The organism is Pantoea sp. CFCC18179, assembly GCF_059412405.1.
In genome coordinates this window covers 25,494-51,111 of sequence record NZ_JBNBPM010000005.1, presented here as the reverse complement: position 1 = coordinate 51,111, position 25,618 = coordinate 25,494, and the positions used below count along the sequence as shown (strand labels likewise).

24 protein-coding genes are annotated in these 25,618 nt (G+C 56.6%); 18 read left to right on the top strand and 6 right to left on the bottom strand.

What is annotated here, in order from left to right:
• Nucleotides 1–20 precede the first annotated feature (20 nt).
• The gene (dld, locus tag ACPUC7_RS11515) at nt 21–1,730 is read right to left on the bottom strand and encodes a D-lactate dehydrogenase (protein ID WP_494923034.1); all 1,710 of its coding nucleotides are present in this window, start codon (nt 1,728–1,730) and stop codon (nt 21–23) included.
• Nucleotides 1,731–1,884: 154 nt separating this feature from the next.
• Between dld and bglX the strand changes: the two genes are divergently transcribed.
• Nucleotides 1,885–4,182 carry a beta-glucosidase BglX gene (bglX, locus tag ACPUC7_RS11510; protein WP_494923033.1) on the top strand — a complete coding sequence of 766 codons (2,298 nt, stop codon included), beginning with the start codon at nt 1,885–1,887 and terminating at the stop codon, nt 4,180–4,182.
• Nucleotides 4,183–4,294: 112 nt separating this feature from the next.
• A complete protein-coding gene (locus tag ACPUC7_RS11505) occupies nt 4,295–5,158 on the top strand; it encodes an oxygenase MpaB family protein (RefSeq protein ID WP_494923032.1) in 864 nt (287 codons plus the stop codon).
• 3 nt (nt 5,159–5,161) lie between these two features.
• Here the strand turns inward: ACPUC7_RS11505 and ACPUC7_RS11500 are convergent, their stop codons facing one another.
• Nucleotides 5,162–5,455: a hypothetical protein gene (locus ACPUC7_RS11500; protein ID WP_494923031.1), complete on the bottom strand. Its 294-nt coding sequence runs from the start codon at nt 5,453–5,455 to the stop codon at nt 5,162–5,164.
• A 225-nt stretch (nt 5,456–5,680) separates the two neighbouring features.
• Here ACPUC7_RS11500 and ACPUC7_RS11495 point away from each other — a divergent pair, with 225 nt between their 5' ends.
• From ACPUC7_RS11495 to idi, 3 genes are all read left to right on the top strand, one after another.
• On the top strand, nt 5,681–6,790 hold the full coding sequence (locus tag ACPUC7_RS11495; RefSeq protein WP_494923030.1) for a suppressor of fused domain protein: 1,110 nt from the start codon (nt 5,681–5,683) through the stop codon (nt 6,788–6,790).
• Nucleotides 6,791–6,994: 204 nt separating this feature from the next.
• The gene (locus tag ACPUC7_RS11490; protein ID WP_494923029.1) at nt 6,995–8,890 is read left to right on the top strand and encodes a methyl-accepting chemotaxis protein; all 1,896 of its coding nucleotides are present in this window, start codon (nt 6,995–6,997) and stop codon (nt 8,888–8,890) included.
• A 222-nt stretch (nt 8,891–9,112) separates the two neighbouring features.
• Entirely contained in the window at nt 9,113–9,646 is a 534-nt protein-coding gene (gene idi, locus ACPUC7_RS11485; RefSeq protein WP_494923028.1) for an isopentenyl-diphosphate Delta-isomerase, read from the top strand.
• Between the two features lie 66 nt (nt 9,647–9,712).
• Here idi and ACPUC7_RS11480 read toward each other — a convergent pair whose 3' ends face one another.
• Nucleotides 9,713–11,179, bottom strand: coding sequence for an MFS transporter (locus ACPUC7_RS11480; RefSeq protein WP_494923027.1), 1,467 nt, complete (start codon nt 11,177–11,179; stop codon nt 9,713–9,715).
• A gap of 217 nt (nt 11,180–11,396) precedes the next feature.
• On the opposite strand from ACPUC7_RS11480, the gene osmF reads away from it, so the two are divergent.
• The 4 genes from osmF to ACPUC7_RS11460 are packed head-to-tail and all read left to right on the top strand — an operon-like array spanning nt 11,397 to nt 15,131.
• The gene (osmF, locus tag ACPUC7_RS11475; protein ID WP_494923026.1) at nt 11,397–12,305 is read left to right on the top strand and encodes a glycine betaine ABC transporter substrate-binding protein OsmF; all 909 of its coding nucleotides are present in this window, start codon (nt 11,397–11,399) and stop codon (nt 12,303–12,305) included.
• A gap of 36 nt (nt 12,306–12,341) precedes the next feature.
• Nucleotides 12,342–13,472 (top strand): ABC transporter permease, encoded by a 1,131-nt coding sequence (locus ACPUC7_RS11470; RefSeq protein ID WP_494923205.1) that lies wholly within the window; start codon nt 12,342–12,344, stop codon nt 13,470–13,472.
• The gene (locus tag ACPUC7_RS11465) at nt 13,465–14,400 is read left to right on the top strand and encodes an ABC transporter ATP-binding protein (RefSeq protein ID WP_343551517.1); all 936 of its coding nucleotides are present in this window, start codon (nt 13,465–13,467) and stop codon (nt 14,398–14,400) included. The genes ACPUC7_RS11470 and ACPUC7_RS11465 overlap by 8 nt, the downstream gene beginning before the upstream one ends.
• A complete protein-coding gene (locus ACPUC7_RS11460) occupies nt 14,400–15,131 on the top strand; it encodes an ABC transporter permease (RefSeq protein WP_494923025.1) in 732 nt (243 codons plus the stop codon). Before ACPUC7_RS11465 ends, ACPUC7_RS11460 begins: the two co-directional genes overlap by 1 nt.
• Here the strand turns inward: ACPUC7_RS11460 and ACPUC7_RS11455 are convergent.
• Both ACPUC7_RS11455 and ACPUC7_RS11450 read right to left on the bottom strand, forming a co-directional pair.
• Entirely contained in the window at nt 15,112–15,219 is a 108-nt protein-coding gene (locus tag ACPUC7_RS11455) for a hypothetical protein (RefSeq protein WP_494923024.1), read from the bottom strand. The genes ACPUC7_RS11460 and ACPUC7_RS11455 overlap by 20 nt on opposite strands.
• A gap of 82 nt (nt 15,220–15,301) precedes the next feature.
• On the bottom strand, nt 15,302–16,036 hold the full coding sequence (locus ACPUC7_RS11450; RefSeq protein ID WP_494923204.1) for a MerR family transcriptional regulator: 735 nt from the start codon (nt 16,034–16,036) through the stop codon (nt 15,302–15,304).
• A 151-nt stretch (nt 16,037–16,187) separates the two neighbouring features.
• Between ACPUC7_RS11450 and ACPUC7_RS11445 the strand changes: the two genes are divergently transcribed.
• Both ACPUC7_RS11445 and ACPUC7_RS11440 read left to right on the top strand, forming a co-directional pair.
• The gene (locus ACPUC7_RS11445; protein ID WP_494923023.1) at nt 16,188–16,751 is read left to right on the top strand and encodes a helix-turn-helix domain-containing protein; all 564 of its coding nucleotides are present in this window, start codon (nt 16,188–16,190) and stop codon (nt 16,749–16,751) included.
• The gene (locus ACPUC7_RS11440; RefSeq protein WP_494923022.1) at nt 16,748–17,266 is read left to right on the top strand and encodes a GNAT family N-acetyltransferase; all 519 of its coding nucleotides are present in this window, start codon (nt 16,748–16,750) and stop codon (nt 17,264–17,266) included. The genes ACPUC7_RS11445 and ACPUC7_RS11440 overlap by 4 nt, the downstream gene beginning before the upstream one ends.
• Nucleotides 17,267–17,407: 141 nt before the next feature.
• On the opposite strand, the gene ACPUC7_RS11435 is transcribed toward ACPUC7_RS11440, so the two are convergent.
• A complete protein-coding gene (locus ACPUC7_RS11435; protein ID WP_494923021.1) occupies nt 17,408–18,379 on the bottom strand; it encodes a LysR family transcriptional regulator in 972 nt (323 codons plus the stop codon).
• A gap of 146 nt (nt 18,380–18,525) precedes the next feature.
• Between ACPUC7_RS11435 and argH the strand changes: the two genes are divergently transcribed.
• Genes argH through ACPUC7_RS11400 form a run of 7 tightly spaced genes read left to right on the top strand, consistent with a single transcriptional unit; the run spans nt 18,526 to nt 25,539 of the window.
• Nucleotides 18,526–19,953: an argininosuccinate lyase gene (argH, locus tag ACPUC7_RS11430; protein ID WP_494923020.1), complete on the top strand. Its 1,428-nt coding sequence runs from the start codon at nt 18,526–18,528 to the stop codon at nt 19,951–19,953.
• Nucleotides 19,954–19,963: 10 nt separating this feature from the next.
• A complete protein-coding gene (locus ACPUC7_RS11425) occupies nt 19,964–20,842 on the top strand; it encodes an amino acid ABC transporter permease (protein WP_494923019.1) in 879 nt (292 codons plus the stop codon).
• Nucleotides 20,843–20,856: 14 nt separating this feature from the next.
• Nucleotides 20,857–21,621 carry an amino acid ABC transporter ATP-binding protein gene (locus ACPUC7_RS11420; RefSeq protein WP_343551510.1) on the top strand — a complete coding sequence of 255 codons (765 nt, stop codon included), beginning with the start codon at nt 20,857–20,859 and terminating at the stop codon, nt 21,619–21,621.
• Between the two features lie 16 nt (nt 21,622–21,637).
• A complete protein-coding gene (locus tag ACPUC7_RS11415; protein WP_494923018.1) occupies nt 21,638–22,459 on the top strand; it encodes an ABC transporter substrate-binding protein in 822 nt (273 codons plus the stop codon).
• A gap of 9 nt (nt 22,460–22,468) precedes the next feature.
• Nucleotides 22,469–23,314, top strand: coding sequence for a polysaccharide deacetylase family protein (locus tag ACPUC7_RS11410; protein ID WP_494923017.1), 846 nt, complete (start codon nt 22,469–22,471; stop codon nt 23,312–23,314).
• On the top strand, nt 23,307–24,194 hold the full coding sequence (locus ACPUC7_RS11405; RefSeq protein ID WP_494923016.1) for a polysaccharide deacetylase family protein: 888 nt from the start codon (nt 23,307–23,309) through the stop codon (nt 24,192–24,194). The genes ACPUC7_RS11410 and ACPUC7_RS11405 overlap by 8 nt, the downstream gene beginning before the upstream one ends.
• Entirely contained in the window at nt 24,178–25,539 is a 1,362-nt protein-coding gene (locus tag ACPUC7_RS11400) for an MmgE/PrpD family protein (protein ID WP_494923015.1), read from the top strand. The genes ACPUC7_RS11405 and ACPUC7_RS11400 overlap by 17 nt, the downstream gene beginning before the upstream one ends.
• The last annotated feature ends 79 nt before the right edge of the window (nt 25,540–25,618 follow it).

The following is a 25,618-nucleotide window of genomic DNA, read 5'->3' as shown; positions in this document are numbered from 1 at the left end:
CACCTTTTAATCACCACAGCTTAGGCTTTCACCGCCCAACCCTTCTGCTTGCTGGTTTTACCAATCCCCGGATTGAAACTGTTAGTCGGATCCAGTTGACGGTAAAACGCCTGCAACTGCGGTTTGGCCTGATACAGATGCCCCACGTTATGCTCCGCCGGATACTCGGCACCGCGCGCGGCTAAAATCGCCAACATCTTCTCCTTCAACGCATGTGCATCCACGCCTTTCTTCACGATGTAATCCTGATGGAACACATGGCAGAAGAAATGGCCGTAGTAGAGTCGATGGCTCAGCGCCTGATCGAACTCAGCGGGCAGTCGTTCAAACCACTCTTCATCGTTACGACGTAGCGCGATATCCAGCGCCAAAATATCTTCCACTTCATCAGCATGCACCGCGTGATAGCGCACCGCGGCACCAGCGGCAGCAAAGCGATGCAGGAAGGCGTGCGCGCCCTCTTTGGCATCGCAGGCGAAGAACGCGCCGCCACCTTCGCGGAAGTATTCGGTCAGATAGGCCTGCGCTTCGGCCACGCCATCGCCGGACATTTTCAGCATCAGGTGATGTTCATACTTATCGCGATACACCTTCAAACGCTTAGGCAAATGCGCGGGCAACCAACCGCTGACGCGCTGCAACAGGCGATCGGTGAAGTGCGGTTTTACCCAACTGAGTTTTTTCAGCCAGGCATCGACGCGGCCTTTCATCGTGAAAAACAGCGGCATTTTGTCGGTGCCGAGTTTATCGATCATCACAAAGGTGTCTTTACCGTACACCTCGGCGATATCAAAAATATCGCGGTGCATATATTCACCAGCCACCGGCAAGTTTTTAAATTCCGCCAGAATATGACGACGAATATCACCCAACTCAGCCGGGTTGTTGGTGCCAATATAGAACACCTGCTGCTGCGGTTCGGTTGGGAAGGTATCGAGGCGCACCGCAAACACCGCCAGCTTACCGGCGCAGCCAGAAGCTTCGAACAGGCGGCGTTCATCGGCATTAAAACGTGCGGGCGTATCGGCGTTAATATCACGCACGCGCTCGGCGTATTCGTGATCGGACGCGTGGCGTGCATCCCAGCGCACATCGTTTTGCTGCCAACGATCGTCATCCAAACGGCCGATCATCTCTTCTGGCGAATGACCGAGTTCGATGCCGAGATGATTGACCAACTTGAGTTTGCCGCTGGCATCAATTTGCGCGTACAGCGCCATTTCACTGTAAGCCGGACCACGTTTAATCAGCGAACCGCCGGAGTTGTTGCAGATGCCGCCCATCACTGATGCGCCGATGCACGATGAACCAATCACCGAATGCGGCTCGCGGCCCAGCGGTTTTAGCGCTTTCTCCAGCTGATATAACGTGCTGCCGGGGAAAGCGAGGATCTGCTTGCCGCCGTCAATAAGCTGCAATTTATCCAGACGTAAGGTGCTGATGATCACCACCGGACGATCGTAATCGTTGCCGTTCGGCGTGGAACCTTCGGTCAAACCGGTATTGGCGGCCTGCATCAAAATAATGGCGTCGGCACTGACCAGCGCTTGCAGCGCACGCCACAGTTCCAGCAGCGCGCCGGGAAAAATCACCGCCAGCGCCTCGCCTTCGCCAGAGCGAAAACCTTTACGGTAGCGCGCGGTTTGTTCCGCGTCGGTTAATACGTTGGTCGGTCCAACCAGACGGCGCAATTCGGCGAGCAGAGTAGGGTGCGAAGTGTTGTTATTCATGAGCCTATCCTTGTCTTTAACATGGCGCTTCTACTGTAGCACGCGTCTGCGGAAGGATCGCGGTGTGACGCCTGCGCTACCTGCTATCCTGAACTTGTGGCAAACTGCCCCGGTTATTTCGATATTGCGCAGTCACTTAAGAGAACCCGACCTGATGAAATGGATTTACTCTGTTAGCCTCGCTGTCTCCTTAGCCATCCAGCCCGCCTTCGCGGATGACCTGTTTGGCCCACATCCGATGACTGAACAGGCGCGCGACGCCTTTGTCAATCAACTGCTCGGCAAAATGACGCTGGATGAAAAAATCGGCCAGATGCGGTTGATCAGTGTGGGGCCGGATACGCCGAAAGAAGCCATTCGCGACATGATTCAACATGGACAAGTTGGCGCTATTTTTAACACCGTCACGCGGCCTGATATTCGCGCGATGCAGGATCAGGTGATGCAACTCAGCCGCCTGAAAATTCCACTGTTCTTCGCCTACGACGTGGTGCACGGTCAACGTACCATCTTCCCGATTCCGTTGGGATTAGCGGCGAGCTGGGATCTGGAGGCCATCGCCGAAGTGGGCCGCGTTTCCGCTTATGAAGCCGCCGACGATGGCTTAAATATGACGTGGGCACCGATGGTGGATGTATCACGTGAACCGCGTTGGGGCCGTGGCTCTGAAGGCTTCGGCGAAGATACCTTCCTGAGTTCGCAAATGGGCAGCAGCATGGTCAAAGCCATGCAGGGCAAAAGCGCGGCGGATCGCTATTCGATCATGACCAGCGTTAAGCACTTTGCCGCGTATGGCGCAGTCGAAGGTGGACGCGATTACAACACCGTCGATATGAGCCCGCAGCGCCTGTTCCAGGATTATCTGCCGCCGTATAAAGCTTCACTGGATGCTGGCAGCGGCGGCGTGATGGTGGCGTTGAACTCGCTCAACGGCACACCAGCCACCGCCGATAGCTGGTTGCTGAAAGACATCCTGCGCAACGACTGGAAATTCAAAGGCATCACCATCAGCGATCACGGCGCAATTAAAGAACTGCTCAAGCATGGCGTAGCCAGCGATCCGCAAGATGCGGTGCGCATCGCGTTGAAATCTGGCGTCGACATGAGCATGAGCGACGAGTACTACAGCAAATATTTGCCGGGTCTGGTGAAAAGCGGTGCAGTCAGCATGGCCGAAATTGACGATGCGGCGCGCCACGTGCTGAACGTCAAATATGACATGGGATTGTTTAACGATCCGTACAGCCATTTAGGGCCGAAAGGCAGCGATCCGCAGGACACCAATGCCGAAAGCCGTTTGCACCGGGCCGAAGCGCGCGATGTGGCGCGCAAAAGCATCGTATTGCTGAAAAACTGGCATGAAACGCTGCCGCTGAAGAAAGACGCTACCGTGGCGCTGATCGGTCCGTTGGCGGATAGCCAGCGCGATATCATGGGCAGCTGGTCGGCCGCGGGCGTGGCGAAACAGTCGATCACCCTGCTGCAAGGCATGCGCAATGCCATGGCCGGAAAAGGCGTGGTGCTGTACGAAAAAGGCGCCAACATCAGCGACAACAAAGGCATTCAGGACTTCCTCAATCTGTATGAGCAAGCGGTCAGCGTCGATCAGCGTTCGCCGCAAGAGATGATTAATGATGCGGTGGCGCAGGCGAAAAAAGCCGATGTGGTGGTGGCCGCCGTCGGTGAAGCGCAAGGTATGGCGCATGAAGCTTCCAGCCGCAGCGATTTGGTGATTCCGCCAAGCCAGCAAAAACTGATTGCCGCGCTGAAAGCCACCGGCAAACCGTTGGTGATCGTGCTGATGAATGGCCGTCCGCTGACGGTGGTGAATGAAGATAAGCAAGCCGATGCGATGCTGGAAACCTGGTTCAGCGGCACCGAAGGCGGCAATGCGATTGCCGACGTCCTGTTTGGTGATTATAACCCATCGGGCAAACTGCCGGTTTCCTTCCCGCGCTCAGTGGGTCAGATTCCGATTTACTACAACCACCTGCCAACCGGTCGTCCGTATAACTTCGCTAAGCCGAACAAATACACCTCGCATTACTATGATGCGGTTAACGGCCCGCTGTATCCGTTTGGTTACGGTCTGAGCTACACCACCTTTACCGTATCGCCAGTGAAAATGTCCTCGCCGAATATGCCGCGTAACGGTTCGGTGGAAGCTTCAGTGACGGTAACCAACAGCGGCAAACGCGATGGCGCGACCGTGGTTCAGCTGTATCTCAACGATCCAGTGGCGAGCATCAGTCGTCCGGTACAGGAACTGCGCGGCTTCCAGCGCATCATGCTGAAAGCGGGTGAATCGCAAACCGTGAAGTTTAAGATCGATGTTGATGCGCTGAAGTTCTGGAACCAGAAAATGCAGCACGTCGCCGAACCCGGCAAAATCAACGTGATGATCGGTCTGGATTCGGTGCGCACTCAGGATGCGCAGTTTGATTATCTTTAATTAGCCGGGCGCGGGTTGCCCGGTCAGCAAAAATGCTGACCCTACGTGTTATGCTAACGCAGTTTCGTAGGGTCGGCATTCATGCCGACCTGGTCAATGAGCGCACATACCCATGAACATCCGCAATCGTATTCAGCAACAAGTCTTTCGCCTCAACGGCTTAGCACTCAACGAATTTGATATCTCACAACCGCTCGGCGATCCCGGCTTGTTCGGCCCTGATCACGTCATTTGGCGTGTCCACGGCGATTTCCCTTCAATGCTGTGCGGCGGCATCAGCGCCTTAATGCTGCAAATGTTGCATCCAGCCGCGCTGGCGGGCGTGTGGGATCACTCCAATTTCCGTCAGGACATGCTCGGCCGCCTGCGTCGTACCAGCCAGTTCATCGCCGTCACCACCTTTGGCAACACGGTGGATGCCAACATCCTGATCGAGCGCGTCAAAAACATTCATCTGCGCGTCACCGGCATCGATAACGCCGGCAAACCTTATGCCGCCAGCGATCCGCACTTGCTGACGTGGGTGCACGTCGCCGAAACCAGCCGTTTTCTGGCCGCACACCTGCGCTATAAAAATCCGCAGCTCAGCCTGGCCGAACAGGATGGTTATTACGAAGAAGCGGCGCTGATTGCTGAAGCATTGGGCGCGCAGCAGGTGCCTAAAAGCGTGCAGGCGGTGGAGGATTATTTACAGCAGATGCGACCAGAATTGGTGTGCGACGAACGCACGCTGGAAGTGATGCAGCTATTGATCAACGCACCAGCACCGAGCTGGCAGGCTAAACCGGCGATGCACGTGATGCTGAAAGCGGGCATGGGATTGTTGCCCGATTGGGCGCAACAGCAAATTCAGCAGCCGATTGGGCCGGTGAATCAGTGGCTGGTGGATCGACAAATTGCGGTGATTGCCGGACTGTTGCGTTGGTCAATTCAGCGCGGCGCTTATACGCGTGCCATGCAGCGTATGGGCCGTTAAATATTATAAATGCAATTCATCCTGCTTTTTGGTGTACGTCCGTGGCGTACGCGCCTCGCGTTTTAGCGCTAGCAAACGTTGCTGATAATGATGCAGCAACATGCCCAATCCCAGCCCGATCAACGCCAGTGGCAGCAAGCTGTAGTAGATATCAATCGGCAATAATACCAGCAGCGCCACGCCGCTCAGCATAATCGTCAGCGACGACATCACCCACGTGTAGCGAATAAACAGCCACACCACAATGGCGAAAATCACCACATCACGCAGATTCAAATCAAGGTTTTGTAGCACCATGATGGCAGCTCCGAGCGGACCAATGTGCGGATAATAGCAGGCGCGATGGCAAAAGAATCGCGAAATAATTTGAAGCATGTCAGCGCGTTATGCGGCAATTCATCAGCAATGCTCATCTATCTCTGCACGCACTTTGAGAGTTTTACCCTTGTGTCACATGGCACGAGTGCCGATCCTGCTCTATTCTCGGGGAAAATGGATTCCTCCAGGTAAAATCGAGGCGTTATGACCCACCAACCTCTGATTGCTGAGGTGCCGAATCAGCAAAACACATTGACCGCCATCGTCGAGCAGGATGCGCGTACGGCCTATTTTTACATCTGGCCGAATGATTTGTTTCGCAGCCAATATGCGGTGCGCGGCTGCTGGTTACGCAACCTGCTGCCAGCGCCCGCCAGGGAAGATCGTGAAGCGATGGAACAGGGCATTGCGCCGCTGTTAAGCGCTGAATTTTGCCGCACGCTGGAAGCCGAGCCGATGCTCGATCCGGCGGGCTTGCAGGTGCTGTGGGAGCCGAGCGACGACGGTGCCGCGCTGTGGTATTACGGCCAACTGTTGGCGGTGATCCCCGGTTGGAGTTTGTATCAGGACAAGCAGGTGAGTTTCTCTGCCGCCTGCATCAAAGAAAACCGTCTCACCGCGCCGCTCGGCTCGGCATCGACCAACGATTACTACGCCCGCGCCGAACAGCAGCGCCATTTTTGGCGTGACTGGCACGATGGCCATTTGTGGGATGTGGTGCAGCGCGAGCTGATGCAGTGTTATCAGGCGCAGTTCGGTGAATCGGTCAAATATTACTCCATCGATCAGGGCAACTGGCCGCCGATGGCGATTTCACAGCACTTGCACAACGGCGTTTGGGTTTTTCTCACGCTCGGCATGAGCATCCGGCCGATGCCGCAAGTTGACCACTTGTTTGATGAACTGGCCCCGCAATATCGTCGTGTTGAGTTGGCGATGGCGGTGGATGGCGAAGTGATGACCGAAGCCAACGCCGTGCAGATGGCCAGCGCGCTGGCGGAGTTTGCGCATCTGCCGTGGGCGCGCCTGACGTGGATTGGCGAAGGGCACACATTGGCCTCTGAAGTGGCGCCGGTCGGTTTTGAAAGCTTCCTGCTCGCCAATGGCTTAGCGCCAGAATCTACCCAGTTCCGCCTACCAAAACGCGATGGCGATCGGGTGAATTTGCTGTGGTCAACGCCGATCACCGAAGCCGAACGCCAGTTCGCGCAAGCCGATGATCGTGGTGGGCAGCAACTGTTGCAACGCTTGCAGGCTGACGGCAACAATCACGTGTTCCGTCCACGGCAGGAAGTGGTCGAGCCTCCGGCCTAACAGTTCAGGTCGGCAATAATGCCGACCCTACGGTTTTATAGGGTTGCCATTAATGGCAACCTGGCATCCCTCGCACCGATTCGAAATTAATTATCACCGAAATCAACTATTTCACTGCTTTGTGATCGCGCTCACCTCAAGTTCCCCATTAACACGCCGTTAACCTCGATCAGGCAACTCGCCAACCAGGGTAAGGGCACACTAATGCTTAAAACAACGCAATCACGTTTTACCGCGACCTTAGTCGCTTTTTTTGTTGGGCTGATGCTGATTACCGTGCTGGTGATCAACCAGTTTATTGCACCGCAACTGACGCAAAATGAGAGCCGTTTAGTGCGCTACGAAGTGGATGGCCTCGCCGGACGCATCGTGGAGCAGATGAACCGCGTACAGGCGCAGCAGCGTGCTATCACCGAAGCGGCTGGCGTGATGGACAGCGCCGCCATCGATACTTTGCTGCCCGCGTTAGTTAACCAATATCAGGACAGCAACGTGTTCGGCGGCGGCATCTGGCCGTTACCCAATCGTCGCGATCCGGCGAAAGAAAAAGACAGCTCATTCTTCGCGCGTAACGCCAGCAACCAGTTGCAGGTCAACACTTACTGGAACTCTGACGCTGCTGATAAATATTGGGAACAACCCTGGTACAAAGATGGTTTGAGCGCGCCAAAAGGCCAATGTGCGTGGGCGAAAGCCTATCAGGATGCCGCCAGCCCGCAGCCGCGTACCAACTGCGCCATGGCGATTTATCGCAATGGCACGGCATGGGGCGTAGCGACTATCGACGTGACGCTCGGCTTCTTCAACCAACTGGCCAAACAGATGGGCGACGCGATCAAAGGCCGCGTGCTGATCGTTGAAGCCGATGGCAAAGTGGTTGGCAACGCCGCGCTGGTGGATGGCGCGCCGAAGCTGGAAAACCTGGCCGATACCCAACTGCCGATGGCCTCTGCGCTCAAAGGCTTATTAGCCCAAGCCGGCAGCCAGCCGACACAAACCACTTTTAGCGGCGAAGATGGCGAACACACGCTATTCCTGCAAGCGATTGCCGGTAGCCCGTGGTATCTCGCCAGCGATGTGCCGTCGAGCTTGCTGGATGCGCAAACCCACAGCATGTTGACGCGTCTCGGCCTGGTGCAGATTCCGCTGGCGGCGATCCTGCTGTTGGTGCTGCTTGGCTTCGTGCGCGCAATGATGAAACGCCTCGCTTCGCTGCATCGCAACATTGAAGCGCTGTCGACCGGCGGTGCCGATCTGACCCAGCGTTTACCGGCCAGCAACAGCCCGGAATTCAACGCAGTAGCGCAGAGCTTCAACCAGTTTATTGCCTATCTGCAAGGCTTGATGCGTCAGGTTGGCGACAGCGCGCTGGCGATCACCGCAGCCTCGCGTGAAATCGCCAGCGGCAACGCCGATCTCTCGGCACGCACCGAATCGCAGGCCAGCTCGATTGTTGAAACCGCCGCGTCAATGGAGCAGCTGACCGGCACGGTACGCCAAAACGCCGACAACGCTACCCACGCCAATCAGCTGGCGGATGGCGCTTCACAGGTGGCCGCGCGCGGATCGGAAGTGGTGCGTCAGGTGGTCAGCACCATGGGCGCGATTAATCACTCGTCGCGCAAAGTGGTGGATATCATCAGCGTGATCGACAGCATCGCCTTCCAGACCAACATTCTGGCGCTCAACGCCGCCGTTGAAGCGGCGCGTGCCGGTGAGCAGGGCCGTGGTTTTGCGGTGGTAGCATCGGAGGTGCGCAATCTGGCACAACGTTCAGCCAATTCGGCGCGTGAAATCAAAAAGCTGATTGAGGAATCGGTAGCGAACATCGATACCGGCAGCGATTTGGTCGAGCAAGCCGGACAAACCATGGATGAACTGATGCAAGGCGTCAGCAGCGTAACCACCTTGATGAGCGAGATCATGTCGGCCAGTCGCGAGCAGAGTTTGGGTATCGATCAGGTCAACGTGGCGATCACCCAACTGGATGGCAGCACGCAGCAGAACGCCGCGCTGGTAGAGCAGGTTTCCGCCGCCGCGCAGTCGATGCAGCAACAAAGCGTGCAACTGGAGCAGGTGGTGCATAGCTTCAAGTTGTAATGTTGCGGTCGCCAAAAATGGCGACCCTACACCAATCCCGCGTAAGGTCGCCATTATTGGCGACCTTCTTGCCTCTGCGCCATCTCGCCTTTTCAAACGCCTAATTCTCCTGAATCGTTACAGACTGCTACGCTTTATTAAACGCACGGAATGTGCGCGATTTCCTCCATTAACGCGCCGGAGGTTGTGTACAATAGCTGCGAATTTTCCGAAGGAGTTGTCATGTCCGCTATTGAAGTTATCCTCGTCGACCACCTCGATCGTCCCACCGGCAAAATGGAAAAGCTGGAAGTGCATGAGAAAGGATTGCTGCATCGTGCAGTGACGGTTTACGTGTTCAATTCACGACATGAAGTGTTGCTGCAACGCCGTGCTAGCGGTAAATACCATTGCGGTGGTTTGTGGAGTAATACCTGCTGCGGTCATCCTTATCCGCAGGAATCCACCCGCGATGCTGCCGAACGCCGCTTGCGTGAAGAGATGGGCATGAACCTCGCGCTGACGCCGGTGTTTGAGTTGAGCTACAACTTGCCGCTCAGTAATGGTTTAACCGAGCACGAATACGGTCACGTGTTCTTTGCCATCAGTGATGTGCAGCCGGAGCTTAATCCGGAAGAGGCCGATGCCTGGTGCTACCGCTCGATTGCGCAGATTCAGCAAGAGATGCAGTATCAACCGGAACAGTTCACGCCGTGGTTCCTGCACACCTTCCCGCGCATTCCTACCACGCTAGGCGATTTCCGCTTAACCGCATAAACGTAGGGTCGCCATTTATCGTGACCAGGTGCGCATAAATGCGCACTCTACGAACGGCCAAATCAATTACTGAAAATCTTCCGCATCCACGTCGTAACCCGACGGCTCCCAGCGAATCGCCAGCAGCGCCAGCAAGCCAATCAATGGCGCGAGGAAAATCACCCAGAACACGCCAGTGCCAAACGCCGCGACTAACAGCGGGAAAGCGAACAGCGACACGGTAGAACTGCCGCGCATCAGCGTTTGGTTGAAGCCGACGCCCACGCCGCGCAGTGAAGCCGGATAGCTCAGCGAGGCAAATGCCATGGTGTGTGAACCCGGACCAAAGCCCTGGCCGAACAGGAACAGCGCCAGCATGGCAATCGCGATTGCCGCTTGTTCGCCGCCTTCAGGACGGCCAATCAGCGCCAATCCCAGCAGCGCCACGCACTGGCAAGCATAACCGGTCACTGACATCTTCCACGCGCCAAGACGCGGCACCAAACGCACCGCCAACAAGCCACCAACAAACGCGAACAGCAAATTCAGCGCCAGTGACACCAAAATGGTGGTCAGCATCGATTGGGCAAAGAAGCTGGAAATGATCACCGGCAGGCCAAACGCCACCGCGTTATAAGCAAATGCCGAGGCGATGGAGGTCACGGTCGCCAGAATAGTACGGCGGCGATAAACCCCTTGCAGCAGCGCGCCATAGTTACGCCAACTGGCTTTGCGCACCGCTTTTTGTGGCGTGAGATCGGCGTCATCCGCTACCTGCGCGTTGATGTTGTAAGAGTTGCGCAGAATCTCAGCCGCACCGGTCAGATTGCCTTGATTGGCCGCCCAGATCGGTGATTCGCTCATGTAACGACTACGAATCGCGATGATCAGCAGCGCGGGCACCGCGCCAAAGCCGAGAATCAAACGCCACAGCCAATCGCTGTGGGTTTCCGGCAATACCGCATACAACAGCAGTACCAGCAGATAGGAGATGCTGATTGCCGCGTACCACGTTGGGCACCACATCGCCACGCTGGCTGCTTTGTTACCTTGCCCGCGCAGTTTCGAGAATTCGGCGAGGAACGCCATCGCCACCGGTAAATCAATACCGACGCCAAGCCCCATCACAAAGCGCGCACCCGCCAGCACATACTCGTTGGGCGCAAACGCACAGGCCAGCGCTGCTACCACAAAGAAGAACATGTCGGCCATGAAGACGCGATAGCGACCTATTTTGTCGGTGAGATAACCGCCAATCAGCGCACCAACAATCGCGCCAAAGGTTATCGCCGAAGCCACCATGCCGGTACCGGCGGGCGTCAGTTGGAACTCGCGCGTCACATCTTTGATACCAAACGCCAGTGCGCCAAGATCGTAGGCGTCGAGAAACACGCCGCCCAGCGCGATAGCGATGACAATACGCGCGTTGCTGCGCGATTCGTCGCTGTTATTCACCAGGCTCGAAACGTCGGATGCGCTGCGAATCCATTTCGTCTCACCGCTGGGTCTATTCCCTGCCTGCGCTACGTGCGCCGGAGAAGCAATGTCTGTCATGATGTTATGTTTATTTTTGTAAAGAGTGGGACTAAGAGAATAATCCGCAATACACGCATCAAAAATTCCATTTGATTATATGTCCTTTAAAAGAGTTATAAAGAATGCGTAATCGATAGCAGAAAATGGATGAAATTAGACGCTTGACCGCGCCCATCCTGATTCGCCAGGCTACGCTTGATAGTCACACAATGAAAACAACGCAGAGGAAAGCGCGATGATTAAGCAGGGTTTATTGGCGATGGTGGCACTGGCAATTAGCGTGGGTTCAGCGCAAGCCGCTGACCCGGTGAAGGTCGGTTCCAAAATTGATACCGAAGGTTCACTACTGGGAAACATCATTCTGCAAGTGCTGGACAAGCACGGGGTGAAAACCGTCAATAAAATCCAGCTAGGGACCACGCAAGTGGTGCGTGGCGCGATCACCGCCGGGGAACTGGATATCTATCCCGAATACACCGGCAACGGTGCGTTTTTCTTTAACGATGAGAAAGACAGCGCGTGGAAAAATGCCGATCAAGGCTACCAGAAAGTGAAAAAACTCGATGCCGAGAAAAATCACCTGGTCTGGCTGACGCCCGCACCGGCCAATAACACCTGGACCATTGCGGTGCGTGGCGACGTGGCACAAAAGAACAACCTTAACTCGCTCGACGATCTCAGCGCTTATTTGAAAAAAGGTGGCACCTTCAAACTGGCGGCGTCGGCGGAGTTTATCGAACGTAGTGATGCGTTACCGGCGTTTGAGAAAGCCTATAACTTTAAGCTGGAGCAATCGCAGCTGCTGTCATTGGCCGGTGGCGACACTGCGGTGACCATCAAAGCGGCGGCGCAGCAAACTTCTGGCGTCAATGCAGCGATGGCGTATGGTACCGATGGCCCGGTGGCGGCGCTCGGCCTGCAAACGCTGAGCGATCCAAAAGGCGTGCAGCCGATTTATGCGCCAACGCCAGTGATTCGTGACAGCGTGCTCAAGCAATATCCCGATATCGGCAACTGGTTGCAGCCGGTGTTCAGCAAGCTGGATGAGAAAACCTTGCAACAGCTGAACGCGCAAATCGCAGTAGAAGGTCAGGATGCCAGCCAGGTGGCGAAACAGTGGTTACAGCAGAATAAGTTGCTGTAAACGGTGTCGTTGTTATTCAGACCACGCCAGCAGCCGGTGCTGCTGGTGTTAACTGTTCTTATCACCTTAGCGCTGTTTGCCTTGCCGCTATTGAGTTTCGCCGCCAATCGACTGGTCTCCGGTCAACCATTGGGCTTTTGGCAGGTTGCCAACAGCGCACTGTTGCTGATTCCGCTGCTGTGGCTGTGGCAAACCTTGTGTTGGCCCGCGTGTCGTCTCAGCGCGTGGATGGCGTTATGCGGTGCAGAACTGCTGCTGGCGCTATTGTTTTGGCTGGCGGGGCAACAGGCGACTGAACTGGCAAATAATGGCAGCCCGCTGGCGCGTACCGCGTTTGGTAGCGGTTTGTGGTGTGCCGCCGGGTTAGCGCTGTTGTTGGCGGCGGAAGCGGTGCGCCAAATCACCCGCAGCACGCCATGGCGCATTTTACTCAATCTGCAAATCTGGCTGCTGCCGCTAATCTTGCTGCTGAGCGGTCACCTCGATCGCCTCTCTCTGCTGAAAGAATATGCCAACCGTACGGCGGTGTTTAATGCGGCGTTCAGCCAGCATCTGCTGCTGCTTGGTGGCACGTTACTGCCGACGTTGCTGATTGGTTTTCCGCTCGGTCTGGCAATTGCCCGGCGTCCACGCTGGCAAAGCGCGGCGTTCAGCGTGCTCAACCTGATTCAAACTGTGCCATCGGTAGCGCTGTTTGGCTTGTTGATTGCGCCGCTGGCGGGATTGGCAGCGCATTTTCCGCAGTTGGGACGTTGGGGAATTAGCGGCATCGGCATCGCACCGGCGTTAATTGCGCTGGTGCTGTATGCATTGTTGCCGCTGGTGCGCAGCGTGGTGGCCGGTTTACAGCAGGTGCCGCAGGAAGTGCGCGAGACCGCACGTGGCATGGGGATGAGCGCGTGGCAGCAATTCTGGCACGCCGAACTGCCGCTGGCGCTGCCGGTGTGGCTTTCCGGGCTGCGCGTGGTGGTGGTGCAAACCGTGGGGTTGGCGGTGGTTGCCGCCTTGATTGGTGCCGGAGGTTTTGGCGCCATTGTATTTCAGGGATTGCTCAGTAGCGCGCTGGATTTGGTGCTGCTTGGCGTGATTCCGGTGGTCGCGCTGGCGGTGATTGCGGATGCGCTGTTGCGTTTACTGTCGGCTTTGCTGGAGAGACAACATGATTGAATTTCACCAGGTGAGCAAAGCGTTTGCCGGAAAAGAAGCGATTCGCAATTTATCGCTGAAGATTGAGAAGGGCAGTTTCACCGTGCTGATTGGCACTTCCGGCTCGGGCAAATCCACAACTTTGAAAATGATTAACCGCTTGGTGGAGCATGACAGCGGCGAAATCCGCTTTGCCGGTGAAGCGATTGAACGCATGGATGCGCGCGCGTTACGTCGCCGCATCGGTTACGCCATTCAGTCGATTGGCTTGTTCCCGCACTGGAACGTGGCAAAAAATATCGCCACCGTGCCGTCGTTGCTCGGCTGGCCGCAGGCGAAAATTCAGCAACGGGTAGACGAGCTGTTGGCGCTGCTCAATCTCGATAGCCAACTGGCGACGCGCATGCCGCATCAGTTGTCAGGCGGCCAGCAGCAGCGTGTCGGCGTGGCGCGTGCGCTGGCGGCCGATCCCGAATTGCTGTTAATGGACGAACCTTTTGGCGCGCTCGATCCGGTTAACCGCCTGGCGCTGCAGCAGGAAATGCTGCGCATCCAGAAAATGTCCGGCCGCACCGTGGTGCTGGTGACGCATGACATCGATGAAGCGTTAACCCTTGCCGATCAACTGGTGTTGATGGACGGTGGTGAAATCGTGCAGCAGGGCAAACCGATTGATCTGCTGACGCAACCGGCCAACGACTTCGCGCGCGAGTTCTTTGGGCGCAGCGAATTGGGGGTGCGCTTGCTGGCATTGGGGCGCGCGGGCAGTGCTGCGCGACGCGGTGAATGGCTGGATGCCGAACCCATCGCCGCCAATCTGACATTACGTGAAGCGCTGTCGCAATTTATTGCGCGCCGCACCGATAAATTGCCGGTGGTCGATCAGCAACAACAGCCGCTTGGCGTGCTGCATTTCAGCGATCTGTTGCGTCAGCGGGAGGCAAGTTGATGCGGCAGTTACGCGATCCGCTGTATTGGCTGTTGGCGGCGTTTTTGCTGTTGTTATGGGGCTTACCGCACAGCGGGCCGCTGTTTGCGCACTGGTTTCCGCAACTGGAACGCCCGCTGTATCAGCAGGAAAGTTTCTGGCAATTGGCTCTCGCGCATCTGGCGTTGGTGGTGAGCGGCAGCGCGCTGGCGCTGATTGTCGGCGTCGGCTGCGCAGTGTTTGCTACGCGCCATGCCGGACGCGCGTTTCGTCCGTTACTGGAAACCGTTGCGGCGGCAGGGCAAACTTTTCCGCCGGTGGCAGTGTTGGCGATTGCGGTTCCGGTGATGGGATTTGGTGCGATGCCCGCAGTCATGGCGCTGTTTATCTACGGTTTGCTACCGATTTTGCAGGGCACATTAGCGGGATTGGATAGCGTGCCGGCCAGCAACCGCGAAATCGCGGTCGGCCTCGGCATGGGGCCGTGGCGGCGTTTGTGGCAAATTGAGTTGGCGCTGGCGGCACCGGTGATTATGGCAGGCGTGCGCACATCGGTGATGATCAACATTGGCACCGCCACCATCGCCTCGACGGTTGGTGCAGAGAGTTTGGGATCGCCGGTGATAATCGGTTTGAGCGGCTTTAACACCGCTTACGTGATTCAGGGGGCATTGCTGGTGGCGCTGCTGGCGTTGATATGCGATCGCTTACTCGAACGCGTGCAGCGCAAACTTAGTTGGTATGCACAATAAGGCTGTAACCCACTAGCATCATGCCGCCCATCCCGCCAATTGCCATCACGGCAAACAGGGAACCGACCAGCAGTTTATTCCAGTTCATAAGCAGACCTGAGAAAAGACATTGAGGGCGGCATAATAACGCGCACACTGCGCCAGGCAAAGGCCGTGTGTGCGATTTTTACTTATGCCGGATCGTGCAGATGAATGGCAAAACCTTGCGCCTGCCAGTGCTCAAACTGCTCAACCTGGCGACGTGTCGGCTTTTTACCGGTCCAGATAAACAGGTTTTGTCCGGGGAACAATTCCGGGCGCGGCATATCCAGCGGTTCCGCTAACACATCCATGCGCCAACCCAACTGCGACAAGCGCCAGGCTTCCAGCCAAATGCGGGTGCGATCTTCCACCGCCCAGCCAATCATCAGCGCATCCTTGCCCGCTTTTTTACGCGCGCCGGTCAGGCAAAAGGCCACGTAATCGATCAGCGCGCCATCAAGCAAGCTGCACATGGTACGCGCGGTATTTTGGTCTAAACCCAAACGCTGGCGAACCGGCACGAACACGTGATCGATCAGCGCATCAACCGGATGTTCACGGCCTATAGTGGCAATTTTGGCGCGCAATTTCGCCGGACGAACGTGACGCAGCACGCTCATCAACTCTTCCTGCAACGCGGTCCAGCCGTCGTGCACGTTGACGGTTGCGCCTTCCAGCAGCGCTTTTACTTTGCCAACCGGCACACCGCTCTCTATCCAGCGCTTAATCTCTTCAATGCGCTGAACATCTTCGTCATCAAATTGCCGATGACCACCTTCGGTACGCTGGGGCTTTAACAGACCATAACGTCGCTGCCATGCGCGAAGCGTTACGGGGTTGATGCCACAGCGTTCGGCAACGTCCCCGATACTGTATAAGGCCATACTGTCCTCAAAAATTCTGACCTGCATTACAACACCTTAACCGTCACGCTTAGGTTGTACAACGATTTTTTTATTGTACAACTTGACCGCGAATTCGATTTAAGGCCTTATCTCATATGTGAGATTTATTTCCCATAGATGAGAGGTGAACATGTCTGCTTTGGATACTGACGATCGCTTAGCAGCGCGACTGGCCGAATTACGCGTACAACGCGGTTGGTCATTGGATGAGTTGGCGATGGCGACCGGCATCAGTCGGGCTTCATTGTCGCGCATTGAACGCGCCGAAACTAGTCCCACAGCCGCTTTGCTTAACCGCCTGTGTGTGGCCTACGGTTTGACCATGTCGCGCTTGCTGAGCGAGGTGGAAGAAGAGGCGGTATTGCTGCTGAAAGCCGAGCAGCAACCGGTGTGGCATGATGAAACCAGCGGTTTTCAGCGCCGTAACATCTCGCCGCCTGCCACGCATTTCAAAGCCGAGATGATCGAAGGTGTGCTGCGTCCCGGCGCGCGCATTGATTACGATGCGCCGCCGGTGCAGGGCTTAGAGCAGCATATCTGGCTGCAATCGGGCGAACTGACCATCAGCATGGATGACCAGCGCTGGACGCTGCAAGCTGGCGATTGCCTGCGTTTTCATCTCACTGGCAAATCGGCGTTTGCCGCGCATCCGGTCGGCGGGGCACGTTACATTTTAGTGGTGTGCAAACCATGATCGAGATTGAACAGCTTAGCGCCACGCAGGCGCAGCCGTTGTTAGCGGCATTGTGTGATGTGTTGCAGGATTGCGTCGCCGACGGTGCCAGCGTTGGCTTTATTGATGCTGCCGATCGCGCTGCCATTGAGCGATTCTGGCAGGATAAGATTTACAGCCTGGCGAGCGGCGATAATCAGCTGCTGGTGGCGTATCAGCAGGGCGTGATTGTGGCAACGGTGATGGTCGGGTTTAGCGCCATGCCAAACGGACGCCATCGCGCCGAGATCAGCAAGTTGCTGGTACAGCCGCGCGCGCGACGTCAAGGGATTGCGCGCCGTTTGATGCAGCAAGCCGAGCAGCTGGCGCAGCGGCAGGGCAAAACCTTGCTGGTGCTGGACACGCGCAGCGGCGATGTGGCAACGGATTTGTATTTGTCGCTGGATTGGCAGATTGCCGGTTCGATTCCGCTGTATGCCGAGTCGGTGGAAGGTGTGTTGGATGCGACAACGGTGATGTATAAGGTGTTGGGGTGATCGAGCACGCTGTCCCTCACCTTAACCCTCTCCCGCAAGCAGGAGAGGGAACCGATCGAGCATATTGCACATCTTCTTCTCCCACTTGTAGGAGAAGGCCGGGATGAGGGACAGCGAGTACCAGTCTAAGCCCGCACCAATTCAGTGCGCCGCATCAACATCAGGAATCGCCAGCGCCTGCATAAACAGCCGGATTATCGGATTTATTTTGCGTCCCTTTTTCATCAGCAAGCAAAATGGATTTTCACGACGAATCGATTCATCACCCAATTCGCACAGTTGCCCACGGGCAATAAACGCAGCGGCATAATGTTCCGGTAAATAACCAATAAAGTGGCCGGTTAAAATCAACATGGCGACCGATTCAACTTGTACCGCTTGCGCACCGCTGTCCTGCAACGGAATGATGCGGCGATCATCGCGCGGCGTTACATATAAATGATTAATAATTTTCTGCTCACGCAATTTCTCCAGCGATATATGTTTATCACTTGAGCCAGAATATAAAGGATGTGACATGGAGCAATATAATTTCGAATATTCTTTATATAACGGGAAGTAATCGAAATCACTTTTCATTTCATATACCGGTGCAACACCGCAATGAAAACGGCCTTCGCTAATGCCGCGTTCAATATCATCTAACTGGGCCGTTTGTAATCGAATTTGTACCTTTGGCGCTTTCTGGTGCAGCTGTTGCACCGCGGCGGTGACCGGCGATTGCGGATCGGAAATGGTGTTATCCACCACGCAAATGGCAATCTCGCCCAGCAACTCGTTGCGGCTGTTGTGCAGTCGCTCACGAAACAGATTTAGTGATACGAACAGTTCCAGCGTGGCCTGATAGACGTTAATGCCATATTGCGTCAGCTCAAACCCTTCGCGGCCACGGCTGCATAACGTCATGCCGAGACGAATCTCTAAATCGGAAACCTGTTTACTGATCGCCGCCAGGCCTATATTTAATTCGTGACTGGCGGCAGTTAATCCCCCGGCTTCAACCACGCATTTAAATACTCTCAGTAATTTTAAATCGATATTACTCAGCGCCAGAACCGCATTATCGCTGCGATTATTTGCATTGTTTCCGGACTGGGAAACTTTACTTTCCATTTTTGCTATTCAACTCCGGAATAATTGCGGTGAAAGTACAGTGAACCTGAAATGCGATTTATTTACCAATAAAATAATTTTTTATTATCTAAATTACCGCATCCATATCTTTTTCTTATCCATGAATATCTGTAAGGGGAAATAGCATGTCTGATAATGCCGAACTGTTATGGGGCGCGCGTTTTAAAGCCGCACCCGCAGCGAGTTTAACCGCGCTGTCGCGTAGCCCGGATTATTACTTTGCCCTCGCTCCTTACGATCTTGCCGGTTGCCGGGCGCATGCGCGTGAACTGGCGCGTGGCGACCTGCTGAGCACGGAAGAACTGAACACCATGTTGGCGGCGATTGATGCGCTGGACGCCGATTATCGCGCCGGTAACCTGCATCCGATTGCCGCCGATGAAGATGTGCATACCTTTATCGAACGTGCGCTGACCGAACGGTTAGGGCCGCTGGGCGGCAAGCTGCGCGCCGGGCGTTCGCGCAATGACCAAACCGTTAACGATCTGCGCCTTTACCTACGCGATAACGGTCGCAAAGTGGTCAGCGCGCTGCTGGCGTTGCAACAATCTTTGGTGGAACAAGCGGCGCTGCACACCGAAAGCGTGGCACCGGGGTTTACCCATTTGCAGCAGGCGCAGCCGATTGTATTTGGTCATCAACTGCTGGCGCATGCGCAATCGTTCTCGCGTGATATCGAACGCATGCAGGATTGGGATCGTCGCAGCGCGCGTTGCCCACTCGGCGCCGCCGCCATGGCCGGTTCGGCGATTGCACGCCAGCCGGAACAAGCCGCTGCCGATCTGGCGTATCTCGCGCCGTGCGAAAACTCAATTGATGCGGTTGCCAGCCGCGATTACGCCGCTGAATTCCTGTTCGTCACCAGCATGATTGGTATCAACCTGTCGCGCCTGTGCGAAGAAGTGTGCATGTGGGCCTCGCGCCAGTTCCGTTGGGTTGAACTGCACGACAGCTACGCCACCGGCAGCTCGATCATGCCACAGAAGAAAAACCCCGATATCGCCGAACTGACGCGCGGTCGCTCTGGCCGTTTGGTCGGCAACCTGATGGCGCTGCTCACCACCATGAAAGCCATGCCGCTGTCATACAACCGCGATCTCAGCGACGACAAACGCAACGTGATTGATGCGGTCGATACGCTGTTGCTGGTGCTGCCCGCGATGGCGGGCATGATGGCGACGCTGAAGTTCAATACCGAAGTGATGCGCGACCAGGCGCCAGACGGCTTCACGCTGGCGACCGAAGTGGCCGACTGGCTGGCGATGCGCGGCGTGCCGTTCCGTGAAGCCCATGAAATCACCGGTCAGCTGGTGCAACTGTGCGAACAAGAAAACTGCGGCTTGTCGGATCTCAGTGATGCGCAATTGCAGGCGGTGGACACACGCTTAACGCCAGAGGTGCGCAGCGCCTTAACGCTGGAAGCCGCACTGGCGGCACGCAGCGGTTACGGCGGCACCGCACCGGCACGTGTGCGCGAGCAGTTGGCGCGTCTGCAAACTGTGATGCAGGACCAGCAGCGCTGGACTGACGATTACGCTGGCCCACGCGCCTGAGGAGCCTGTTATGTCGCAATCAACGCCGATTGAGCCCAACTTGAACAATAGCCGCGAACAGATGCATTACGATCTCGATCGTTATCAGGTGGTGCCGCGCCGCTACTACGGCCGCATCACCGCCTCGGCGGTGATTCTGGTGCTGTTGGCGCTGTTGGTGAACGCCTTTGCCCACGGCAATATCGAATGGTCGTTTGTCGGCCAGTTCTTTACCGCCCAGGCGATCCTCAACGGCGTGGTAAATACGCTGATCATGTCGGTGCTGGCGATGGCGCTGGGCATTCTGTTCGGCGTGATCACCGCCATCATGTATATGTCAACCAATCCGGTGCTGCACTACATCGCGGTGGGTTACGCGTGGATCTTCCGTGGCACGCCGCTGATTTTGCAGCTGTTGCTGTGGTTCAACCTGGCGCTGGTGTTTCCCACCATCAGCATTCCCGGCGTGTTCAGCGTGCAAACCGTCACCATCATGACGCCGTTCCTCGCCGCGCTGCTGGGTTTGAGCATCAATCAGGGCGCGTACACCTCAGAAGTGGTGCGCGCCGGGTTGTTGTCGGTGGATACCGGACAATATGAAGCGGCGAAAGCCATCGGCATGCCGCGCTTGCAGGCGCTTCACCGCATCATTTTGCCGCAGGCGATGCGCGTGATTCTGCCGCCGGTTGGCAACGAATTCATCAGCATGATCAAAACTACCAGTCTCGCCAGCATGATTCAGTACTCCGAACTGCTCTACAACACGCAAACCATCTACTTCGCCAACGCACGCGTGATGGAACTGCTGTTCGTGGCCGGTATTTGGTACTTGATCGTGGTCACGCTGCTGTCGTTTGGACAGAGCCGACTGGAACGCTACTTCTCTCGCGGCCATCGCCAGCGTCAGTAATCGGGGAGCCAACCATGAGAAACATCGTGCGCGCCGTCAAGGTGAACAAATATTTCGACCAGTTTCATGCGCTGAAAGACGTCAGCCTCGAAGTGAATTACGGCGAGGTGATGTGCATCCTCGGCCCATCAGGCTCCGGTAAAAGCACCTTTTTGCGCTGTATTAACCAGCTGGAAAAGGTCGATCAGGGCGGGATTTGGGTCGACAACGAACTGGCGGGTTATCGCATCGCCGGTAACAAATTGCACGCGCTGAGCGACAAGCAGATTGCCCGTCAGCGCCTGCAAACCGGCATGGTGTTCCAGCGCTTTAACCTGTTCCCACATAAAACCGCGCTGGAGAACATCATCGAAGGGCCGTGCCGCGTGCTATTACGCCCAAGACGTGAAGCCAGCGAAGAAGCCATGGCGCTGCTGGATCGCGTCGGTCTGGCGCATAAAGCGCATGACTATCCGCAGTCGCTGTCGGGCGGCCAGCAGCAACGCGTGGCGATTGCCCGCGCGCTGGCGATGAAACCGAAATTAATGCTGTTCGACGAACCGACTTCGGCGCTGGATCCGGAGATGGTCGGTGAAGTGCTGGCGGTGATGCGCCAGCTGGCAAAAGAGGGCACCACCATGCTGGTTGTCACCCATGAAATGGGCTTTGCCCGTGAAGTGGCGAATCAGGTGGTGTTTATGGACGAGGGACGCATCATCGAGCAGGGCGCACCGGAAGACATTCTGCTGAACCCGCAAAATCCACGGATGAAAAACTTTATTAACGCGATTCTTCTTTAACGTGACCGGGGTGAATATGAAAAAGCTGTTATTGAGTGCCATCAGTGCCGCCGTACTGCTGCAATCTTCTGCCTGGGCAGATATCGCTGTGCCAGCCGCCATCAAAGAGAAAGGACTGACTGTCGCGATCATGCCGAACTATCCGCCGATGGATTTTAAAGATCCGGCGACCAACCAACTGACTGGCGTGGATTACGATCTCGGCCAGGCGATTGGCGAGAAGCTCGGTGTGAAGATCAACTGGCAGGAAATCGCCTTCGAGCAGATGGTGAACGCCGTGGTGACCAAGCGCGTTGATCTGGTGATGTCCGGCATGACCGACACCAAAGAGCGCCAGCAAGTAGTGAACTTCATCGACTACTTCAAAACCGGCCCGCAGTTCTACACCTTAACTTCACGCAGCGACATCAAAACCGCGCTGGATCTGTGCGGCAAGAAAGTCGGCACCAGCCGTCGCACCACCTTCCCAGCCGAGATCGCCAACTGGTCGAAAGCGCATTGTGAAGCCGCAGGCAAACCGGCCATCGTAGTGGTCGGCGCGGAAGGGACCGCCGATGCGCGTACTCAACTGCGTCAAAACCGTTTGGATGGCGCAGTGCAGGGCAGCGAAACCCTGCCGTACATCATGGATCTGGAAAAAGACAAATATAAGCCGCTCGATAAAGCCTTCTCGTTTCAGTACACCGGCATGGCGATTGGCAAAGATGCTGGCGAGTTGACCACCGCGATTCAGGCGGCGCTGGATGCGATGATCGCTGATGGCAGCTACCAGAAAATCCTCAGCAAATGGGGCCTGACGGACAACGGCGTGGCGAAAACCACCACCAACCAAGGCTAAGGAGCGCAGATGCAACAACCGGGCGCAGTGCGCTGGCCGCAGGGTAAACGCGGCTGTATGGCGCTGGCGTTTGACCTCGACGGTCCCACCGGCGATGCCATGTTGAATGGCAGCCTGTGGTCAACGCCAGAGTATTTCACCTTTGGGGCTTACGGGCCGTACCGCGCGCTCGGGCGTTTGCTGGACTTGCTGCGCGCCTTCGATCTGCCCGCCACCTTTTTCGTTCCGGCGTGGGTGGTGGAGCAGTGGCCGCAACAGTGCCAGGCGATTATCGAACAGGGCCACGAAGTGGCCTATCACGGTTATCGCCATGAATCTTTTTTCGCTATTCCGCCAGAAGAACAGCGTGCGGTGATGGCGAAATCGGCCGAGATTTTCCACAACCTGCTCGGCATCACCGCTTGCGGGTTTCGCACGCCGTCGGGCGACTGGCACGCCGAAACGCCACAGATCCTGCGTGATGCGGGCGTAATTTACTCCAGCAGCATGCGCGGTGATGACCGCCCGTACAGCATTCCGGTGGCCGGACATACGCCGCTGGTGGAGATCCCCGGCAAGTGGGAAATGGATGATTACGCGTCGCTAGCTTATACGCGCCAACCGGATTTCCCTAAAGGCGGCGATCGCATCGCCAGTTATGCACACACGCGTGATAACTGGCAGCGCGAGTTCGATGGCGCCATGGATGAAGGTTTGTGTTTGACCACGCTGTTCCACCCGAAAATCTCCGGTCAACCGGGGCGCATTTTGTTGCTCGAACAGCTGTTTGAACACATGACGGCGCGCGATGACGTGTGGTTTGCGCGTTGCGATGCGGTGGCAAACTGGTATTTGCAGGAGCAACAGCATGACTGAATCTTCACGCTGGCCGCTGGGCTTCCAGTCGGCGGCGATCCTCACCATCGACTTTAACGATATCCACGGCATTCTCACTCAAGCGCCAGCGGTGGCGGGACGCGACAAAACCTTGTCAGTGTGGCGCTACGGTACGCTGCGCGGCGTTGATCGCTTATTGGCGCTGCTGGCGGAAAAGCAGCTTAAAGCCAGCTGGTGCTTACCGGCGATTGTCGCCGAAGAGCAGCCGGATTTGGTGAAACGCATTGCGGCTGAAGGGCATGAGATTGCTTGCAGCGGTGATCGGCATGAAGATTTCTCGCTGCTGACGCTAGAGCAGCAAATCGCCAGCATCACGCGCGGCTGCGAAAAACTCACCCAGATCACCGGCCACAAAATCACCGGTTTCCGCACGCCTGCCGGGCAGTGGAAACCGGGGCTGGCGCAGGCGTTGCTTAAACTCGGTATTCAATGGTCATCCAGCTGGCGCGGCGACGATTTACCTTATTTCCATCCGGGTACACGCTTGGTCGAATTGCCGATGCACTACACGTTGGAAGATGAACCGTACTTCGCTTTCAACCTCAGTCCGGCGATTCCGCCGGGGCAATCGCGTATTGCGCCTTATGCAGAAACGCTGGCCAACCTGACGCAGGATTTCCACGGTTTCCACCGCTTTGGCTTGTGCTATTTACTGCGCCTGCACCCGGAGATTATTGGCACCGCTGGACGTATCGGCCTGTTGCGCTCGTTGATAGAAACACTGCAACAGCACAACGTGTGGATTGCCACTGCCGGGCAGGCCGCAGCGCATTGGCAGACGCAGCCGGATAATGATATTTCGCATCCGGCAGAAGTGTTCACCCGCATTGTTGGAGGTGTACATGGCGAGCCCGCTTGATCAACTGGCGGCGTTTATCGCTGAGACGCGCTTTGAGCAGTTGCCCGAAGCGCTGGTGGAGCAGGCGAAACGCCATTTTCTCGATACGCTGGGTGCCTCGCTAGCAGGCTGCGACAGCCCGATCTGGCGCGCATCTCTGGCGCTGGTCGAGGAAGAGGGCGGACGCGCGCAGTCGCAGGTGTGGGGCAGCGCGCAGCAGGTCAACCCGCGTCAGGCCGCCTGGCTAAACGGCGTGGCGGCGCACATGTATGAACTGGATGATACCGGCGGTTGCGATCACTCTGGCGCGGTGGTGATTCCCGCGCTGCTGGCGGCGCTGCCGTTGGCGAAGCAGCCAGTGGATGGACCCGCATTGATGGTGGCGATGGTGATCGGTTATGACGTCGGTCGCCGGGTGCTGGAAGCCTGCGGCGGCTATTCCGCGCACAACGGTGCAGGTTGGCACTCGACCGCCAGTTGCGGCGTGTTTGGCGCTGCGGCCGCGGTGTGTTCACTGTTGCAGTTGAATGCAGCGCAGTGCGCCTCGGCATTGGGCATCGCCGCCAGTTTCAGTGGCGGTTTGTGGGGCTTTATCCACGACGGCTCGCACACCAAAAAACTGCATGCGGCGCGCGCCGCTGAAGGTGGCGTGCACGCGGCATTGCTGGCACAGCGCGGCATCAGCGGCCCTTCCGCGGTGTTCGAAGCACGTTGGGGCGGTTTCCTGCAAACCCTGGCATCTGAAACCCAACAGCCGCAGGCGCTGACCGCCGATCTCGGCGAAGTGTGGAAACTGGCGCGCTGCTCGATCAAACCTTACGCCTCATGTCGCGGCACCCACGCGGCAATTGATGCGCTGAGCATGATGTTGCAACAACATGCTGTGCGTGCGGAACAGGTGGCGCGCATTGTGGTTGGCGTGAATCCATTTCTGCTGGAGATGTGCGGCGGGCGTGAGTTGCATAGCTTAGCGGCAGCGCAGATGAGTTTGCCGTATGCACTGGCGGCGCGGGTGTTGTATGGCTCGGCGGAATTGGCGAGCTACGATGATGCCAAACGGCTGCATCCAGCGGTTGAAGCGTTACTGGCGCGTATTGAGTTGGTGATTGATGAACAGCAAAGTCGCGATGATGAGCCGTGGGTGCGGCTGGAAACCGTGCAAGGCGCGCAGTGGCAACAGCATGTGCCGATTGCTTCGGGCGCCCCGGCCAATCCGTTGAGTCTGGAGGCATTGCTGGCGAAGTATCGCAGTTTAGCGGCGCGCGCGTTGCCGATGGAGCAGGTTGAGCGGCTCGAAGCGGTGTGTCTGGAGTTGGATGAAGTGGCAGATGTGCGTGAAGTGGTGATGCTGTTAGCTGTTGGGTAAAAACCAGGTCGGCATAAATGCCGACCCTACAAAATGCGCGCTTAATATTACGGTCATCGGCATTAACACATTTCGCCGT